Source organism: Mycetocola spongiae (genome assembly GCF_020424085.1).
Taxonomy (GTDB): Bacteria; Actinomycetota; Actinomycetes; order Actinomycetales; family Microbacteriaceae; genus Mycetocola; species Mycetocola spongiae.
In genome coordinates this window covers 1363100-1377911 of the sequence record NZ_CP080203.1, presented here as the reverse complement: position 1 = coordinate 1377911, position 14812 = coordinate 1363100, and the positions used below count along the sequence as shown (strand labels likewise).

The following is a 14812-nucleotide window of genomic DNA, read 5'->3' as shown; positions in this document are numbered from 1 at the left end:
GATTCGTCCCGTAGAATAGGACAAATGTCCCGTACATTTACTGATCCCGCCACGATCACGCCCGCGCGCGTGCGGCTATCCCTGTTTGTTTTGGCCATCGGATCCTTTGGCATCGGGACCACCGAGTTTGTGGCGATGGGGCTGCTGCCCAATATCGCCGCGGATCTGCTCCCCGATATCTACGCCGTGGATCCCTCCCAGGCCAATGCGCACGCCGGCTGGATGATCACGCTCTATGCGCTGGGTGTGGTGGTGGGGGCCCCGACCATCGCGGCGGCCGTGGCGCGCTGGTCGCGCAAGAGCGTGCTGTTTTGGCTCGGCGTGAGCTTCACCCTGGCCACGGTGGCCACCGCGCTCCTGCCCAGCTTCGGCGGGGTGCTGGTTGCGCGCTTTATTGCGGGCCTGCCGCACGGCGCCTATTTTGGCATTGCCGCGCTGGTGGCCGCGCAGCTGATGGGGCCCGCGCGCCGCGCCCGCGGTGTGTCCCTCGTGATGCTGGGACTCACGATCTCCAATATCGTGGGTGTCCCGCTGGGCACCGTGGTGGGGCAGCAGCTCGGCTGGCGGGCCGCCTATCTGCTGGTCGCCGTGATCTTTGCGGTCTCCACAATCGCGATTGCCCTCGTGGTGCCGCGCTTCCCCGGAAACCGCGAACAGACGATCCGTCGCGAGCTGCGGGTATTCCGCCGCGCCCAGGTCTGGTTTGCGCTGGGCATCGGTGCGATTGGATTTGGCGGCTTTTTTGCGGTGTACTCCTATCTCACGCCCCTCGCAACCGAGGTGGCCGGGGCCGCGGCGAGCACCGTCCCGTGGCTGCTGGCCACGATGGGAGTGGGCATGACCGCGGGTAACCTGATCGTGGGGCGCTTCGCCGACCGGAACCTGAAGGCCGCGCTTTATATCGCGTTCTTCTCGATGCTCGGCGTGTTTATTGTGCTCTATTTTGTGGCGTCGATCCTGCCGCTGCTCTTCCTCTTTGTTTTCCTCACCGGCGCGGCCTCCTCGGGGCTGGGCCCGGTGGTGCAGACCCGCTTTATGGATGTTGCGGGCGATGCCCAGTCGATTGCCGCGGCGCTGAACCACTCGGCGATGAATATCGGTAATGCCGCGGGGGCCTTCCTCGGCGGCCTCGTGATCGCCGGGGGACTCGGCTATCTTGCGCCGATCACGGTGGCCTGCGTGCTGACCACCCTCGGCATCCTCATCGCGGCGACCGGATTTCTGGTGGAAAAGCGCGAACGCCGCCTCGCATAACTGCGTGGCGGCGTTCGGGGCCGGAAACCGGCGGGGTCTTAGTCGACGATGATGCCGTCGATGATGGCGCGCTTGCGCAGCGCAACCTTGGTGCCCACATCGTGGCCCGCGCCGCGGTACTTCTCGCGGATGCGCTTAAGGTAGCTCTTGGCGGTCTCCTCGGAGATGCTGAGCTCAAAGGCCACCGATTTTACGGGCTCGCCCGCGGCATAGAGTGCCATGACCCGGCGCTCCTGCGCGCTGAGCTTGGGGACCCCGGAGCCGGTGTCCTCGCTCAGTGCGGTGTCCAGCTCGGCGGAGATAAAGCTTTCGCCCGCATAGGCCGCGCGGATGGCCTCCACGATCATCGTGGCATCCTCGCTCTTGGCCAGATAACCCATCGCACCCGCGGCGAGGGCCTCGCGCACCACGGCGGGCTCGGAATAGGTGCTCATCAGGACCGTGCGCACGCCCGTGGTATTCAGCGTGGCGATCTTCAGCGAGATCGGAATATTATCCTTGAGGTCCAGGTCGAGGAGAACCACGTCCACGGGGAACTCGGGGTGACCAAGCAGCTCGGGCCACGTGGTGACGGCGGTGACCATGTGAATATCATCGGCCGCGGCCCGGATCCACTCGGTGAGAGCGGATAGCAACATCCGATGATCGTCGACAATTGCCAGGCGTATCGGTGTGTCAGCGCTGCTCATGTGGGTTTCCTCTCCTCGGGTACGGCGGCGGGGCGAATTAGCGAAGGGCACTGCGCAACATAATCTTTACCCCGGTTGCGGTGCTTGTTACACCATATCGCCCAACCCGGTCTAAACCGGGCCAAGTTGCGGGTTCGATATTGAGTCGTGTCATACCCGTGAACGTCAATGTAATGCGCAGCGAGTCTGAACGCGGGCCGATACCTTCCCTAGAGAATTCTAAAGTTCCCTGAGGGGTTGTGTCACCGTCTGTGACGGAAAGAAGCCAGATTGCGGATAATAAACCATCGCGCTGCCCGGGATCCATCAGCCCGGCCAGGCCCTCCGGGTCCTCCACGGTGATCCGGCCGCGCAGCACATCGGACTCGTTGATCGCGTGTGCCAGCCAGGTATTCACGCGCCCGGCAATCAGGTGCGCGCGCAGCTCCGTGGCCAGCTCCCCGGCGCGCCGCGCACGCTCGGGAGACAGCGGCAGTGGCTCGCTCCCCGCCGCGACCGCGTCGAAGAGCTCCTCCACCTCCAGATCCAGCGCGGAGAGCTCCTGCTTCGCCCGCAGGCTCACGCCATAGGCCGGATCCTCCACCGTGCTCAACAGCAGGACCCGGTCCAGGGCCTGCGTGAGCATATTGCGATAGGTCCCCACCACCACGATCCCGATGCCCAGCGGCACCAGCGCAAAAACCGCCATTAATAACTCGGGTGCGCTGGTGCTGGGGGCCTGCGCCCCCTGGGCGATAAATACGGCGATAAAACCGATGGAAAGAATCGCCGAGACCCAGACCATCTCGCGCGTGGGGCGCAGCGTGGTGAGGGCCAAAAACACGCCACCCACCGCGACCGACGCGGTGGGATATACCCGGGTGGCGGTGAGCTCCCAGACCCCGGCCAGATCCAGCACGGAACACAGGATCAGGATGGCCGCAAAGATGAAAAATGCCGGCCGAGTCAGCCGCGCGGAGGTATAGCGCACCCAAAAAATCAGTGCCACCAGGGTCAGGCCCAGCAGGATCCAGGCCAGGAACGACAGATTACTCACCCGATATCCGGCCCAGTACTCGGCCACCCGGAGGAAGGACACCAGCACCACGATGCCGCCGGCCGCTGCCAGCCCGGTACCGAGCTGAACCGTGCTCAGCTGGGCCTTGGTCGCCGGTCCGCGCGGGCTCATGCGCCGACCCCCGCCCCGGGAGCGGGAACCTCCAGCATGATCGTGGTGCCGGCCCCCGGGGCGCTGAATACCCGGGTGGACCCGCCCACGGAGCGCAGGCGACCCACCACGGACTCGGCAAAACCGAGCCGGCCGGAGTCGATCGAGTCCGGGTCAAAACCCACACCGGAATCGGTCACCACGGCCCGCAGCAGATCGGCGGTGGCGCTAAGGGTGACATCCGCGTGATCCACGCCCGAGTGCCGGCGCACATTTTCCAGGCATTCGCCGATCGCGAGGATAAAGGCCTCGCCCGCGGCGGAGGACGCATCGATCTCGCCGGTGCCGTGCCAGGTCACGTTTAACCCCACCCGTTCAAAGCGCTCGCGCACCGGGCCCAGCGCATCCCCGGGGCTCGCGGCATCGGCGGTGGTGAGGCTATAGGCGCCCGAGGCGGAGGGGTTCACGTCCTCGCCCAGGCGCAAGCGGGTCAGCAGATCGCGATCCGATGCCGCCTGCGCGCGCATCGCCTCCTCGCTCACGCCGCGTCCCGAGTGCGCCAGCAGGGAGAGCGTGGCCAGCACGGTATCGTGCAGCAGGCGCGCATCGCGGTGCCGCTGCGCCTCGCTCTCGCTCGCGCGACGCTCGGTGGAATAGGCGCGGCCGATGCTGGAGATGCGGCGCATGCTGCGCGGGAACGTGCGCAGCAGCCACAGGCCAAAGGCCGTGGGGATCGCCCAGGCACCCACCAGCAAAATGGTGGGGGCGATGATCTCGCGCCCGAGGGGCCAGAGCGGAATCCAGAGATGGAATACGGTCACCATAAACAGGGCGATCAGAATCGCGACATGGCCGCGCGTGGAGACCAGCATCGTGGCCATCGACCCGATGCCCCAGCCGCCCACCGCGATCATCGCCGTCACGGTAGCCAGGTTCAGCCCCATGCCGGGATCGTTCCAGAGCGTCAGCATCAGCGCGCTGCCCACACAATAGGTGCTGATCGCCCAGAACGCGGTCTGGGTCAGATAAAGCGCAATATGGCTGGCGAGAAAACAACCCAGCAGGACAAGGGCCAGCGCGCGCGCACCCGGGGACATCACGCTGCCGGGCAGGATACAGACCAGGGTGGTCACCACCGAGGCCAACGCAAAGCCAAACGTGCTGCGCGTGATCAGTCGCGCGCGCTGCCACGTGAAGCGCTCCTGCTCGGCCTCGCTGATACCCTCGCCCGGCGATCTGCGGGGAGGGCGACCCACCCGGGTGGAGGGGAAAACATCCTCCGGGACTTTCGCGGTGACCATAGCCGCAGTATACGGCCGATTCCCAGCCTTATTCGAGTAGGCGCGCTATCGCGTCGCCCACCGCATCAAACTCGATCAAAAACCCGTCGTGGCCAAAAATCGAGGAGATCACGTGGGCGCTATCGCCGTGCAGGGTATCGCGGATACCCGCCGCGATCCGATGCTGACCCTCCACCGGAAACAGGCGATCGGAATCGATGCCAAGAACCAGCGTGCGGGCGGTGACCGTGGCCAGGGCCGCCTCGATGCCGCCGCGATCGCGCCCAATATCGTGGGAGTTCATGGCCTGCAAGAGCGTCAGATAGCTATTGGCGTCAAAGCGCCGCGTGAACTTATTGCCGTGGAAGTCCAGATAGGATTCCAGCGCAAAGCGGCCACCATCCCCGAGCGGGCTGATCGGGGACTGCCACGCGCGGTCAAAACGCTCATTCAGCTCATCGGGGGCGCGATAGCTCAGCAGGGCGATGCGCCGCGCGAGCGCGAGCCCCGCATGCGGACCCTCGCCGTCATCGGCGTCATAATAGCGGCCGCCCGCCCAGTGCGGATCCATCGTGATGGCCTGCATCTGGGTGAGGTTGCTGCCGATCTGATCCGAGCCGGTGGCCGGGGGAGCGGCGAGCACGCCGAGCCGCCGCACCCGCTCGGGATAGCTCACGGCCCATTCCAGCGCGTGCATTCCGCCCATCGAGCCGCCGATCACCGCATACCAGGAGTCGATCCCGAGGCTATCGGCCAGCAGGGCCTGCGCGCGCACCTGATCGCGGATGGTCACATAGGGGAAACGCTCGCCCCATTCGCGGCCATCGGGGGCAAAGGAGGACGGGCCCGTGGACCCCTGGCACCCACCGAGGATATTGGGGATCACCACAAAATACCGATCGCTGTCGATCGCGAGGCCCGGGCCCACAAGCTGCGACCACCAGCCGGCCGTATAGTGGCCCGGCCCGGCCTCGCCCGCGACATGGCTATCGCCAGTGAACGCGTGATCGATCAGGATCGCATTGGAGGCATCGGCGTTAAGCGTGCCGAGAGTCTCATAGGCCAGCCGGACAAAGGGCAGCGCGCCGCCGCGCTCAAGCTCAAACGGCCCGAGGCCCGCAAAAAGACGGCGCCCGGGGTTATCCCCATCGCGCCAGGCCCCCGTGGCCGGGGGCTTGCCCATGAGCGCCCGGGCGAGTTCCTCGGTGATAAAACTCGAGGGCACGGATTCTTCGGGTGTCTGCCAGTCCATGTCCTCATTCTGGACCACCCCGATACAACCGGCCACATTATGACGGGGCGGCCGGGGTTCCCGCGGGAAAGGCCCCGCTTCCGTGCGCCAGATGACGGCGCGCGGCGGGGGCGGGCGCCGCGGCTAGACTGGGGGGATGGCACCGTTGCGTACCCCGTTCCCCTCTCTGCGTTCACTCGGGAGGATCCCGCGCGCGCTACTCGTGCCCGCACTGACCATCGCCGCGGCCGCCTCGGTGGTCTCGGCAGCCTCCTGGGGGATGAGCCGCGTGCTGCGGCGCACCCGCGCGGGTGAACCCCGCCTCGAAGACCTCACCCCCGGCGCCCGCGCCCTGATCGAGGGCATGCTGGAATTCACGGGAGATCACGGCTCGGCCGCCCTGCGCGCGCAGCTGGCACTCGCGCGCGAGCGGGTTTATCCCGAGGGGGGACCCGAGGTCTGGCTCAGCGTGGACGAGCCCGCGGGGGCCGCGCTGCCGCTGGCCGTCCCGCACCGCTATACGTTCCCCGTCTCGGCACGGTTTATCAGCGATGGCGTGCCGATGCGCGCGCGGCTGGATATCGAGGAGGGGCGGCTGGATATTCTGCTGCTGGAGCCCGATCCCGAGGCCGGCGGCGCAGCGTCCTTTAGCGCACCGATCCCGTGGCCCGTGCGCGCCGATGTGACCTATTCCATCGATACCGCGGACCCGCGCTCGCTGCGTGATTAAAAACACCCGTGCCCGGTGGGACATCCTGGGGATGTCCCACCGGGCACGGGCGTTGAGGGCGTGGGCCTAGCGGCGCGATTCCACCAGGGCGCGGGCGGCCGCAAAACCGGCCTCCAGGTCGGCCTTGATATCGTCGATATTTTCCAGGCCCAGGGACAGGCGCACGAGGCCCGGGGTGACACCCGCGGACAGCTGGGCCTCGGGGCTCAGCTGCGAGTGCGTGGTCGAGGCCGGGTGAATCACGAGCGAGCGCACGTCACCGATATTGGCCAGGTGGGAGAACAGCGAGAGGTTATTTACCAGCTCGCGGCCGGCGTCCACCCCGCCCTTGAGCTCAAAGGAGAGCACGGCACCCACGCCGCGCGGCGCATATTTATTGGCCGCGGCATACCACGGGCTGGAGGGCAGCCCCGAGTAGTTGACCGAGGCCACATCCGGGTGGGCGTCGAGCCACTCGGCGATCTCCTGGGCATTGCTCACGTGGCGCTCGATACGCAGCGAGAGGGTCTCGATGCCCTGGATCAGCTGCCAGGCGCTATTCGGGGAGATGGCCGCACCGAGGTCGCGCAGCAGCTGCACGCGGGCCTTAATGATAAACGCAATCTCATCGCCCACCGCCTGCGAATAGGAGATGCCGTGATAGCTGGGGTCGGGCTCGGTCAGGCCCGGGAACTTCTCGACGTTCTGCGACCACTTAAACGTGCCGCCGTCCACGATCGCGCCACCCACCACGGTGCCGTGGCCGCCGAGGAACTTGGTGGCCGAGTGCACCACGATATCCGCGCCGTGCTCAAACGGACGGATCAGATACGGGGTGGCGATGGTGTTATCCACGACCAGGGGGATGCCCGCGACATGCGCGATATCGGCCACGAGGCGAATATCAAGCACGTTGATCTGCGGGTTTCCGATGGTCTCGGCAAAGAGCAGCTTGGTATTGGGGCGAATCGCGCGGCGCCACTCCTCGGCGTCGTCCTGATTGGCCACAAACGTGGTCTCGATGCCGAGGCGGGCGAGGGTATAGCGGAAGAGGTTAAACGTGCCGCCGTAGATGGACGAGGAGGATACGATGTGGTCCCCGGCCTGGGCGATATTTAGCACGGCATTGGTGGTGGCGGCCTGGCCCGAGGCCAGAAGCAGGGCGGCGGTGCCACCCTCAAGCGCGGCGATGCGCTGCTCCGCGACATCCTGCGTGGGGTTCTGGATGCGGGTATAGATATTGCCGGCCTCGGAGAGGTTAAAGAGGTTCTTGGCGTGATCGGCATCGCGGAACACATAGCTGGTGGTCTGGTAGATGGGGGTGGCCCGGGCACCGGTGACCGGGTCGGGGGCAGCGCCGGAGTGGATCTGCTTGGTTTCAAACCGCCAGTTTGCGGATGCTTCGGTCATGGTGGTCCTCTCAAAAACGTGCGTGGGGGAATGGGGGAGAAAATTTATCGGCTGAACAGAGGTTAGCGCGCCGGGCGGGCGCGTGCACCCCGAACGGACACGCGGCGTAACGCGTATCCTAAAGAAATGAGTGAACAGCGCAAAAATGCCCCCGGTCGTGTGATCGTCACGGGTGCCAGTTCGGGTATTGGTGCCGCCACCGTGCGGCTGTTTTGTGAGCGCGGCTGGGACGTGCTGGGTGTGGCCCGGCGCGCCGATCGGCTGAGCCAGCTCGCGCGCGAGACCGGTGCCGATGTTTTTGCCGCCGATCTCACCCGCGAGGACGACGTATCCGCGCTCGCCGAATACGTGCGCTCCAACGGTGGGGCGCAGGTGCTGGTGAATAACGCGGGTGGCGCGTTTGGGCTCGATAGCGTGGAGAACGGTTCGATCGAGGACTGGCGGCGGATGTTTGAGATCAACGTGCTCGGCACCAAGCGGGTGATCTCCGCGCTGCTGCCGATCCTGCGCCGCAGCACCCCCGCGGGCTCCTCCGCGTCGATCGTGGGGGTCACCTCGATCGCCGGACACGTGGCCTATGAGGGCGGCGGCGGATATAACGCGGCCAAATTTGCCGAGCGGGCCATGCTGGAGGTGCTGCGCCTGGAGCTCTCCGGCGAGCCGATCCGCGTGATCGAGGTGGCACCCGGAATGGTGCATACCGAGGAGTTCTCGCTCGTGCGCTTTGGCGGCGACCGGGAGCGCGCGGACGCCGTGTACTCCGAGGTTCCCGAGCCGCTCACCGCGGGGGATATCGCCGAGGCGATTGTGCACGCCGTGGAGCTGCCCGCGCACGTAAATATCGACTCGCTGATCGTGAAGCCCGTGGCCCAGGCCGCCCCGAGCAAGCTCGCTCGCGGCCCGCTGGCCATGAAAAAATGAGCGCCGGAACCACCCTGGAGGGCCCCGGAACCACGGTGCTGCGCCCGGCTACCCGGCGCGATGCCGCGTGGATCGCCGAGCTGCGCGCCGCCGCGATGCGCCCCGATCTGGAGCGCCTCGGCCGCTATAACCGGGTTTTTGTGCGCCGCCGTTTCCTGGACAGCTTTGACCCCGCCGATGCCCGCGTCCTGGAACTGGACGGCCGCGCGATCGGCGTGATCGCCGTGCGGGTGGCCGGGGAGCGCGCGTGGATTGAACACTTCTTCCTGGAACCGGCGCTCCAGGGGCGCGGGCTGGGCTCGATCCTGCTCGCCGATGCCCTGGCCCGGGTGGATGCGCTGGGGCTGGACTGCGAGCTGATTGCGCTCGCCGAAAGCGGTTCGATCCGGCTCTATCTGCGGCACGGGTTTCTGCCCACCCACCTCGATGGCGTGGATCAGCATATGTTGCGCGCGGGGGCCGGCCGCAACTAGGCCGCGGCCGGCACCACGCTCAGGGGCCGGTGCGTGGAGCGGGGTCCCGGGGCTCGGCGGCCGCGGTGCCCAGCTCAACCTCAAGCTCCAGGCCATCGCGCGGGGCCTGCGCGGCGGAGTCCACCGCGGGCTCCTCGGGGGCATCCGAGAACGAAAACTTCGGAACAAAAAACAGCAGCACCACGGCGACCGCCGCGGCGAGGCCACAGACTGCCCACACCGTCATATATCCCGCGAGCGAGGATGCCCCGGCGGTCACGGTGGTGGCCGCCCCTCCGATCAGCACGATGCCAAAGATCGCGGAGGAGAAGGAGCCTCCGATGGTTTTGGTGGTGCTGGTCATCGCCGAGGCGATACCTGTGCGCCCGGGGGGAGCCGCGGCCGCGGCGGCGGCCGGCAGGGCACCCACCAGCGCGCCCGAGCCGATTCCGGCAATCACCATACACATCAGCACCTCCCAGATTTCCAGGTGGAACGGGATCAGCAGGAGATAGCCCACGGCCACCAGGCCGGAGGCCCCGATCAGCGCAAGCCGCGGGGTCAACCGGCGCGAGACCATGGGGAAGAGCAGGGCGCCGATGATCATCGCGATCAGATACGCGCCGATCAGAATCGACAGCGAGCCCGCGCTCATTCCCAGGCCGTAGCCGTTCTCGCGCGGGGTACCGGCATAGGTGCTCAGCGGAACCTGCGCGCCGAGCACGCTGATTCCGGCGAGGCCCGCGGTGAGCTGAATGGGCCACATGCGCGGCTCGCGCATCAGGCGCAGATCCACGGCGGGATCCTTTTGCCGCAGCTCATAGCGGCCAAACGGGATAAACCCGAGGATGCCCACGAGGATCGGAATCCATACCCACCAGGTCTCCGCGCCGTTAAGCCGCAGCATCGACAGACCACCCGTGATCAGCACGATATTCACGCTCAGCATCGCAAAACCGGCCAGATCCAGGCTGCGCTCCTCGGGCCCGGGCACGGACTCCTTCACGCCAAAGAGGATCGCAAAAAATACCAGGGTCACGGCCACGGCGGGCACGGCCATCGTGACGGGGATATTGCCGCCGAGGGCCTCGAAGATTCGGCCGCCGCCGAGGGCGCCGAGGATCGCGCCGGTTTCCAGCGCGACGACCAGCAGGCCGGCCGCGCGACGGGTATCACCCGCGGCATTGCGGTTGCGGCGCCCGCGATCAAAGATCAGCGCGATCTCCAGCGGCAGCCAGACGGCATAAAACCCCTGAATGGCCCAGGCCGCCAAAAAAGCCCAAAAATTATCTGCGAGCACCAGGGCCCAGCTGCCGAGGGCCGTAAAGACCGTGGCGATCAGCAGCATGCGTTTATGCCCGTACATATCGCCGAGCTTGGCCATGACCGGGACGATCATCGCGGTCAGGAGCAGCTGCGCGGCCTCAAACCAGTTAAAGTCGGCATCATGAATACCCAGATGACGCACGATATCGGGTATCAGGGGGACATAAAATCCCTGGATGATTCCGCTGCAGATTTCGACCAGCACCAGGAAGCCGATCAACCCCGCGGTCACTCCGAGTGCGGTGGATTTACGGCTACGAGTACTTCGCTGTGCTTCGCCCATGTCGAAATAGTAGACCCATAACGGAGGTTTGTTTATCTGCGGCACGGGGTGTGCGATTCGAGGTGTGGACCAGGGATGGGTACGGTTAACCCATGAGCTCCGAAATCGACGCCTCGTCGTCTGTCGCGCCGGCCGTACCCGAACGCGAGGTACTGAGCTGGGACCTATTCGGCGAGGCCAGCCGCGAGCTGGCCGGGCAGGTGGTCCTGAGCGAGTTTGATCCCGAGATCGTGGTGGCCATCGCGCGCGGCGGGCTGCTGCTCGCGGGGTCGATCGCCTATGCGCTGGGGGTCAAGAGCTGCGGCAGCATGAACGTGGAGTTTTATACCGGAGTGGACGAGCGCCTGCCCGAGCCCCTGGTGATTCCGCCAATGCTGGACGGCCCCTCGCTGCGCGGCCGCCGGGTGCTCCTCGTGGACGATGTCTCCGATTCGGGCCGCACCCTCGCGCTTGTGCGCGGGATGCTCACCGCCGATAACGTCGATGTGCGCACCGTAACCCTGTACTCCAAGCCCCGCACCGTGCTGGTCCCGGACTTCGTCTGGCGCCATACCGATCGTTGGATCACGTTCCCGTGGTCCGCGCTCCCGCCGGTGACGCGGGCCGAAGCCCTAACCGCCCGGGAGGCGTAATACACATGGGAATCTATCTCTCCGGCGGACAGAACTCCGCCGCCACCTCGGCCGAGCTCTGGGGCCGTTTCATCTCCGAGGCGCGCACCCACGACGGTGAGGACACCACGGTGGCCGTGCTCGCCGCGGGTCCCGAGGCCGTGGCCGCCGCCGAGGCCATCATCGCCGAGGCGGAAAAGCACGGGCAGGCGCGGTTTATTGCCGTGACCTGCCAGGGCTCGTTTGGGTTGCCCGATATCGCCTCCGCCACCGCGCTCGTGGTGGCCGATGGTCCCGTGGCCGCCCTGCGCGCCGCGCTCGCCCCGCTCGAGGGTGAGATCCGCCGCCGCGTCTCGGGAGACGCCCCGTATTTTGGTATCGGAGCGGGGGCCCGCGTGGCCGCCGAGAAGATGATCGTCGGGGGCCACCTGATCGGCGGCGTTCCGGTCTGTCCCGCGGCCGCCGCCGCGGGCCTGGACGAGGTCACCGTGGAGCAGGGCCTGGGGCTGCTGGATCTGAGCATCGAGATCGCGCCCGCCGCCGAGGGTGTGCTGGGCCGGCTGGTGGCCGCGACCGAGGGCACCCTGATCGAGGGTGGCGTGGGCATCGATCACGATACCGCGCTGGTCATCGCCGATGGCAAGCTTGAGGTTGTGGGCTCGGGTAGCCTGTGGCAGGCCATCGCCTCCGAATACGGCGTAAGCGTGTCCACCCGCGGCGCATGAGTTTTTTCCCGGGCACGCTCGGGGAGCTGACCGAGCGGGGTTTTTTGCACCCCGAGTGGGCGGCGGAATTTGCGCCGGCGGCCGAGGCCTTTACCGAGGTGAGTGAGTTCCTCGCGGGGGTTCCCGAGTTTTTGCCGGGGCCCGAGCGCGTGCTGCGCGTATTTCGGCGACCCGTGTCCTCCACCCGGGTGCTGATCGTGGGCCAGGACCCCTATCCCACGCCCGGTCATGCCGTGGGGCTGGCGTTTGCGGCCGAACCCACGGTGCGGCCGCTGCCGCGCAGCGTGGCCAATATCTATCGGGAGCTCGGCAGCGATCTGGGGCTCCCCGCCCCGGATACCGCCGATCTGGGGCCCTGGGCGGAGCGCGGCGTGATGCTCCTGAACCGCGTGCTCACGGTGGGCCCGGGCGAGGCCGGCTCCCATCGTGGCCACGGCTGGGAGCGCATCACCGATCGCGCTATCGACGTGCTGGCCGCGCGGGACGCCCCGCTGGTATCGATCCTCTGGGGCCGGGATGCCCGCACACTCGCGCCGCGGCTCGCGCCCGCGGGGGCGGTCATCGAGGGAGTGCATCCGAGCCCGCTCTCGGCCTCGCGCGGATTTTTTGGGTCGCGGCCGTTTTCCGCGGCCAATGCGGCGCTGATCGCCGCCGGTGCCGAACCCGTGGACTGGGCGCTGCCCGCGACGCAGTCAGCGACCCTGTTTTAGCCGGGCGGATCGGATCGCGTATTCTGACTGAATGATCGAAATCCGCGCCGCCCGCGCCTCCGATGCCCCGGCCCTCGCCGAAATCTATAACGGCTATGTGGCCTCCTCCACCGCCACCTTCGACGAGGTTCCGCGCGATCCCGAGACCTGGGCGGGCAAGATCGCCGATGCAGATCGGGCGGGCCTGCCATTTCTTGTGGCGGTCGAGGGTTCGGCGCTGCTGGGCTATGCGCTGGTGACCCCGTGGAGCGATAAATCGGCGTTCCGCTATACCGTCGAAAACTCCATCTATCTGGCCCCGGAGGCCGCCGGGCGCGGCCTGGGTACCGCGCTGCTGGACGCGCTACTGACCGCCAGCCGGGATGCCGGGCTGCGGCAGATGATCGCCGTGATCACCTCCGAGGGCACCGAGGCCTCCCTCGCGCTGCACCGCCGATTTGGCTTTATCGAGACCGGTTCGCTGGAACGGGTGGGCAAAAAATTTGACCGTTGGCTCGGTGTGCGCTTCCTGCAAAAGGACCTCGCCGAATCCGAAGAGCACTAGTCTGGACCAATGGCAGAACTGCACGAACTCACCGCCCGCGAACAGAGCTTCCTCCTGCGCACCGGGGCCCTGAGGCCCGGCGAGCTGGTGGAGCACTATCTGTCCCGGATCGAAAAATATAACCACGACCTGGGCGCGTTTATCGCGCAGGATGCCGAGGGTGCGCGCGCGCGTGCCGCCGCGCTGGAGGCCGCGGGACACCCGCATGCCGCCCCCACCGGGTCCTTCACCCGGGTGGCCCCCAATTCCTTCCGGATCGAATCCCCGGGGGCCGAGCCCGAGCAGATCCTCTGGGGCCTGCCGCTGGCCGATAAGGACCTGACCGAGCGCGCCGGCCTGCCCACCACCTTTGGCTCGCGCGCCTTCGCGGGGCACGTCTCGACCCGGAGCGAGGAGCTGGTCCAGACGCTGGATGCCGCGGGTGCGGTGAGCCTCGGCAAGACCAATACACCCGAGTTTGGCCAGCATGGGTTCACCGAAAACCTGGTGGCCGGCCCCACCCGCAATCCCTATAACACCGCGCTACACGCGGGCGGATCCAGCGGCGGTGCGGCCGCCGCGGTGGCCGCGCGGCTGCTGCCCTTTGCGCCGGGCTCGGACGGCGGCGGCTCGATCCGCATTCCCGCCGCGGCCACCGGCCTGGTGGGTGTGAAGCCCTCGCGCGGCCGGGTCCCCGGGGGCTCCGCGATCGGCAGCGTGGGTGGCCTCGCGGTGGCCGGGCCGCTCGCGCGCACCGTGGGGGATGCCGCCCTGCTGCTGGAGGGCATGATTGGCACCCCCGATCCCGCCCGCTATGCGCTGCGCGCGCCCGAGCTCGCCCCGGGTGCGCTGCTGCATGCAGCGGATAACCCGCAGGGCCGGTTCCGGATTGCGGTGCTGCGCGATAGCCCGTGGGCCGATGATTATGAGATCGGCCTGGATGCCGCGGGGGAGCGATCCTTTGCCGAGGGCATCGAGCATCTGCGCGCGCTGGGTCACGTCCTAGAGGAGATTCCGCTGCTGCGCAGCGAGGGTTATTCCGCGGCGTTCCGCGTGCTCTGGCGCATGTTCCCCGCGGCCGTGCCGCTGGGGTCCGGCGGCGAGGCTCTCCTGGAACCGGTGACCGCCGCGCTGCGCGAGCGGGGGCGGCATGTGCCGGCGCTGGATCTGATGGGGGCCCTGGGCTTCTTTGCGCGTTTTGAGCGCGATGTGATTGAGCAGTTCTCGGGCTATGACGCGGTGCTCACCCCCGCGCTGGGGCAGAGCCCGCGGCCCGTGGGCTTTTATGATCTGGAGGATCCCGATGAGAGCTTCCGGCAGCAGGTGCTCTATTCCCCGTGGACCTCATTTGTGAATGTGGCGGGGCTTCCCGCGGTCTCGCTCCCGGTCTCGGTGGACGAGCAGGGCCTGCCCTCGGCGATTCAGCTGATCGGGCGACCCGGCGATGAGCCCACGCTGTTGCGGGTGGGTGCCCAGCTGGAGGATCGGATCCGCTGGCAGGAGCGCACGCCGCCCGGTTTCGCCTAGGCATCATCTAAAAA

Annotated in this window: 15 protein-coding genes; 9 read left to right on the top strand and 6 right to left on the bottom strand. The window is 67.2% G+C overall.

The features are described 5' to 3' along the window. Window positions 1–24 precede the first annotated feature (24 nt). Window positions 25–1254, top strand: coding sequence for an MFS transporter (locus KXZ72_RS06325; RefSeq protein ID WP_226083069.1), 1230 nt, complete (start codon window positions 25–27; stop codon window positions 1252–1254). Between the two features lie 38 nt (window positions 1255–1292). Here the strand turns inward: KXZ72_RS06325 and KXZ72_RS06320 are convergent, their stop codons facing one another. The 4 genes from KXZ72_RS06320 to metX all read right to left on the bottom strand — a co-directional run bounded on the left by KXZ72_RS06320 (window position 1293) and on the right by metX (window position 5622). Then, window positions 1293–1892 carry a LuxR C-terminal-related transcriptional regulator gene (locus KXZ72_RS06320; protein WP_404823673.1) on the bottom strand — a complete coding sequence of 200 codons (600 nt, stop codon included), beginning with the start codon at window positions 1890–1892 and terminating at the stop codon, window positions 1293–1295. A gap of 88 nt (window positions 1893–1980) precedes the next feature. Further along, window positions 1981–3111, bottom strand: coding sequence for a hypothetical protein (locus KXZ72_RS06315; RefSeq protein WP_226083066.1), 1131 nt, complete (start codon window positions 3109–3111; stop codon window positions 1981–1983). Continuing rightward, a complete protein-coding gene (locus KXZ72_RS06310) occupies window positions 3108–4391 on the bottom strand; it encodes a sensor histidine kinase (RefSeq protein WP_226083064.1) in 1284 nt (427 codons plus the stop codon). The genes KXZ72_RS06315 and KXZ72_RS06310 overlap by 4 nt, the downstream gene beginning before the upstream one ends. A 28-nt stretch (window positions 4392–4419) precedes the next feature. Then, on the bottom strand, window positions 4420–5622 hold the full coding sequence (gene metX, locus KXZ72_RS06305) for a homoserine O-acetyltransferase MetX (RefSeq protein ID WP_226083062.1): 1203 nt from the start codon (window positions 5620–5622) through the stop codon (window positions 4420–4422). Between the two features lie 136 nt (window positions 5623–5758). On the opposite strand from metX, the gene KXZ72_RS06300 reads away from it, so the two are divergent. Beyond that, complete coding sequence (locus KXZ72_RS06300) at window positions 5759–6331, top strand: hypothetical protein (RefSeq protein ID WP_226083060.1); 573 nt, start codon at window positions 5759–5761, stop codon at window positions 6329–6331. Window positions 6332–6397: 66 nt separating this feature from the next. Here the strand turns inward: KXZ72_RS06300 and KXZ72_RS06295 are convergent, their stop codons facing one another. Continuing rightward, window positions 6398–7720, bottom strand: a complete 1323-nt coding sequence (locus KXZ72_RS06295) for a bifunctional o-acetylhomoserine/o-acetylserine sulfhydrylase (RefSeq protein WP_226083058.1) — start codon at window positions 7718–7720, stop codon at window positions 6398–6400. Window positions 7721–7846: 126 nt separating this feature from the next. On the opposite strand from KXZ72_RS06295, the gene KXZ72_RS06290 reads away from it, so the two are divergent. Together KXZ72_RS06290 and KXZ72_RS06285 are read left to right on the top strand one after the other, a co-directional pair. Continuing rightward, window positions 7847–8641, top strand: coding sequence for an SDR family oxidoreductase (locus KXZ72_RS06290; RefSeq protein WP_226083056.1), 795 nt, complete (start codon window positions 7847–7849; stop codon window positions 8639–8641). Beyond that, window positions 8638–9114: a GNAT family N-acetyltransferase gene (locus tag KXZ72_RS06285; protein ID WP_226083055.1), complete on the top strand. Its 477-nt coding sequence runs from the start codon at window positions 8638–8640 to the stop codon at window positions 9112–9114. The genes KXZ72_RS06290 and KXZ72_RS06285 overlap by 4 nt, the downstream gene beginning before the upstream one ends. A gap of 19 nt (window positions 9115–9133) precedes the next feature. Here the strand turns inward: KXZ72_RS06285 and KXZ72_RS06280 are convergent, their stop codons facing one another. Next, window positions 9134–10702 (bottom strand): MFS transporter, encoded by a 1569-nt coding sequence (locus KXZ72_RS06280; protein WP_226083053.1) that lies wholly within the window; start codon window positions 10700–10702, stop codon window positions 9134–9136. A 92-nt stretch (window positions 10703–10794) separates the two neighbouring features. Between KXZ72_RS06280 and KXZ72_RS06275 the strand changes: the two genes are divergently transcribed. Genes KXZ72_RS06275 through KXZ72_RS06255 form a run of 5 tightly spaced genes read left to right on the top strand, consistent with a single transcriptional unit; the run spans window position 10795 to window position 14798 of the window. Next, entirely contained in the window at window positions 10795–11334 is a 540-nt protein-coding gene (locus tag KXZ72_RS06275) for a phosphoribosyltransferase (RefSeq protein WP_226083052.1), read from the top strand. A 5-nt stretch (window positions 11335–11339) separates the two neighbouring features. Next, window positions 11340–12038: a type 1 glutamine amidotransferase family protein gene (locus KXZ72_RS06270; RefSeq protein ID WP_226083050.1), complete on the top strand. Its 699-nt coding sequence runs from the start codon at window positions 11340–11342 to the stop codon at window positions 12036–12038. Continuing rightward, window positions 12035–12748, top strand: coding sequence for a uracil-DNA glycosylase (locus KXZ72_RS06265; RefSeq protein WP_226083049.1), 714 nt, complete (start codon window positions 12035–12037; stop codon window positions 12746–12748). The genes KXZ72_RS06270 and KXZ72_RS06265 overlap by 4 nt, the downstream gene beginning before the upstream one ends. 31 nt (window positions 12749–12779) lie before the next feature. Continuing rightward, the gene (locus KXZ72_RS06260) at window positions 12780–13292 is read left to right on the top strand and encodes a GNAT family N-acetyltransferase (protein ID WP_226083047.1); all 513 of its coding nucleotides are present in this window, start codon (window positions 12780–12782) and stop codon (window positions 13290–13292) included. Window positions 13293–13301: 9 nt separating this feature from the next. Next, window positions 13302–14798 carry an amidase gene (locus tag KXZ72_RS06255; RefSeq protein ID WP_226083045.1) on the top strand — a complete coding sequence of 499 codons (1497 nt, stop codon included), beginning with the start codon at window positions 13302–13304 and terminating at the stop codon, window positions 14796–14798. The last annotated feature ends 14 nt before the right edge of the window (window positions 14799–14812 follow it).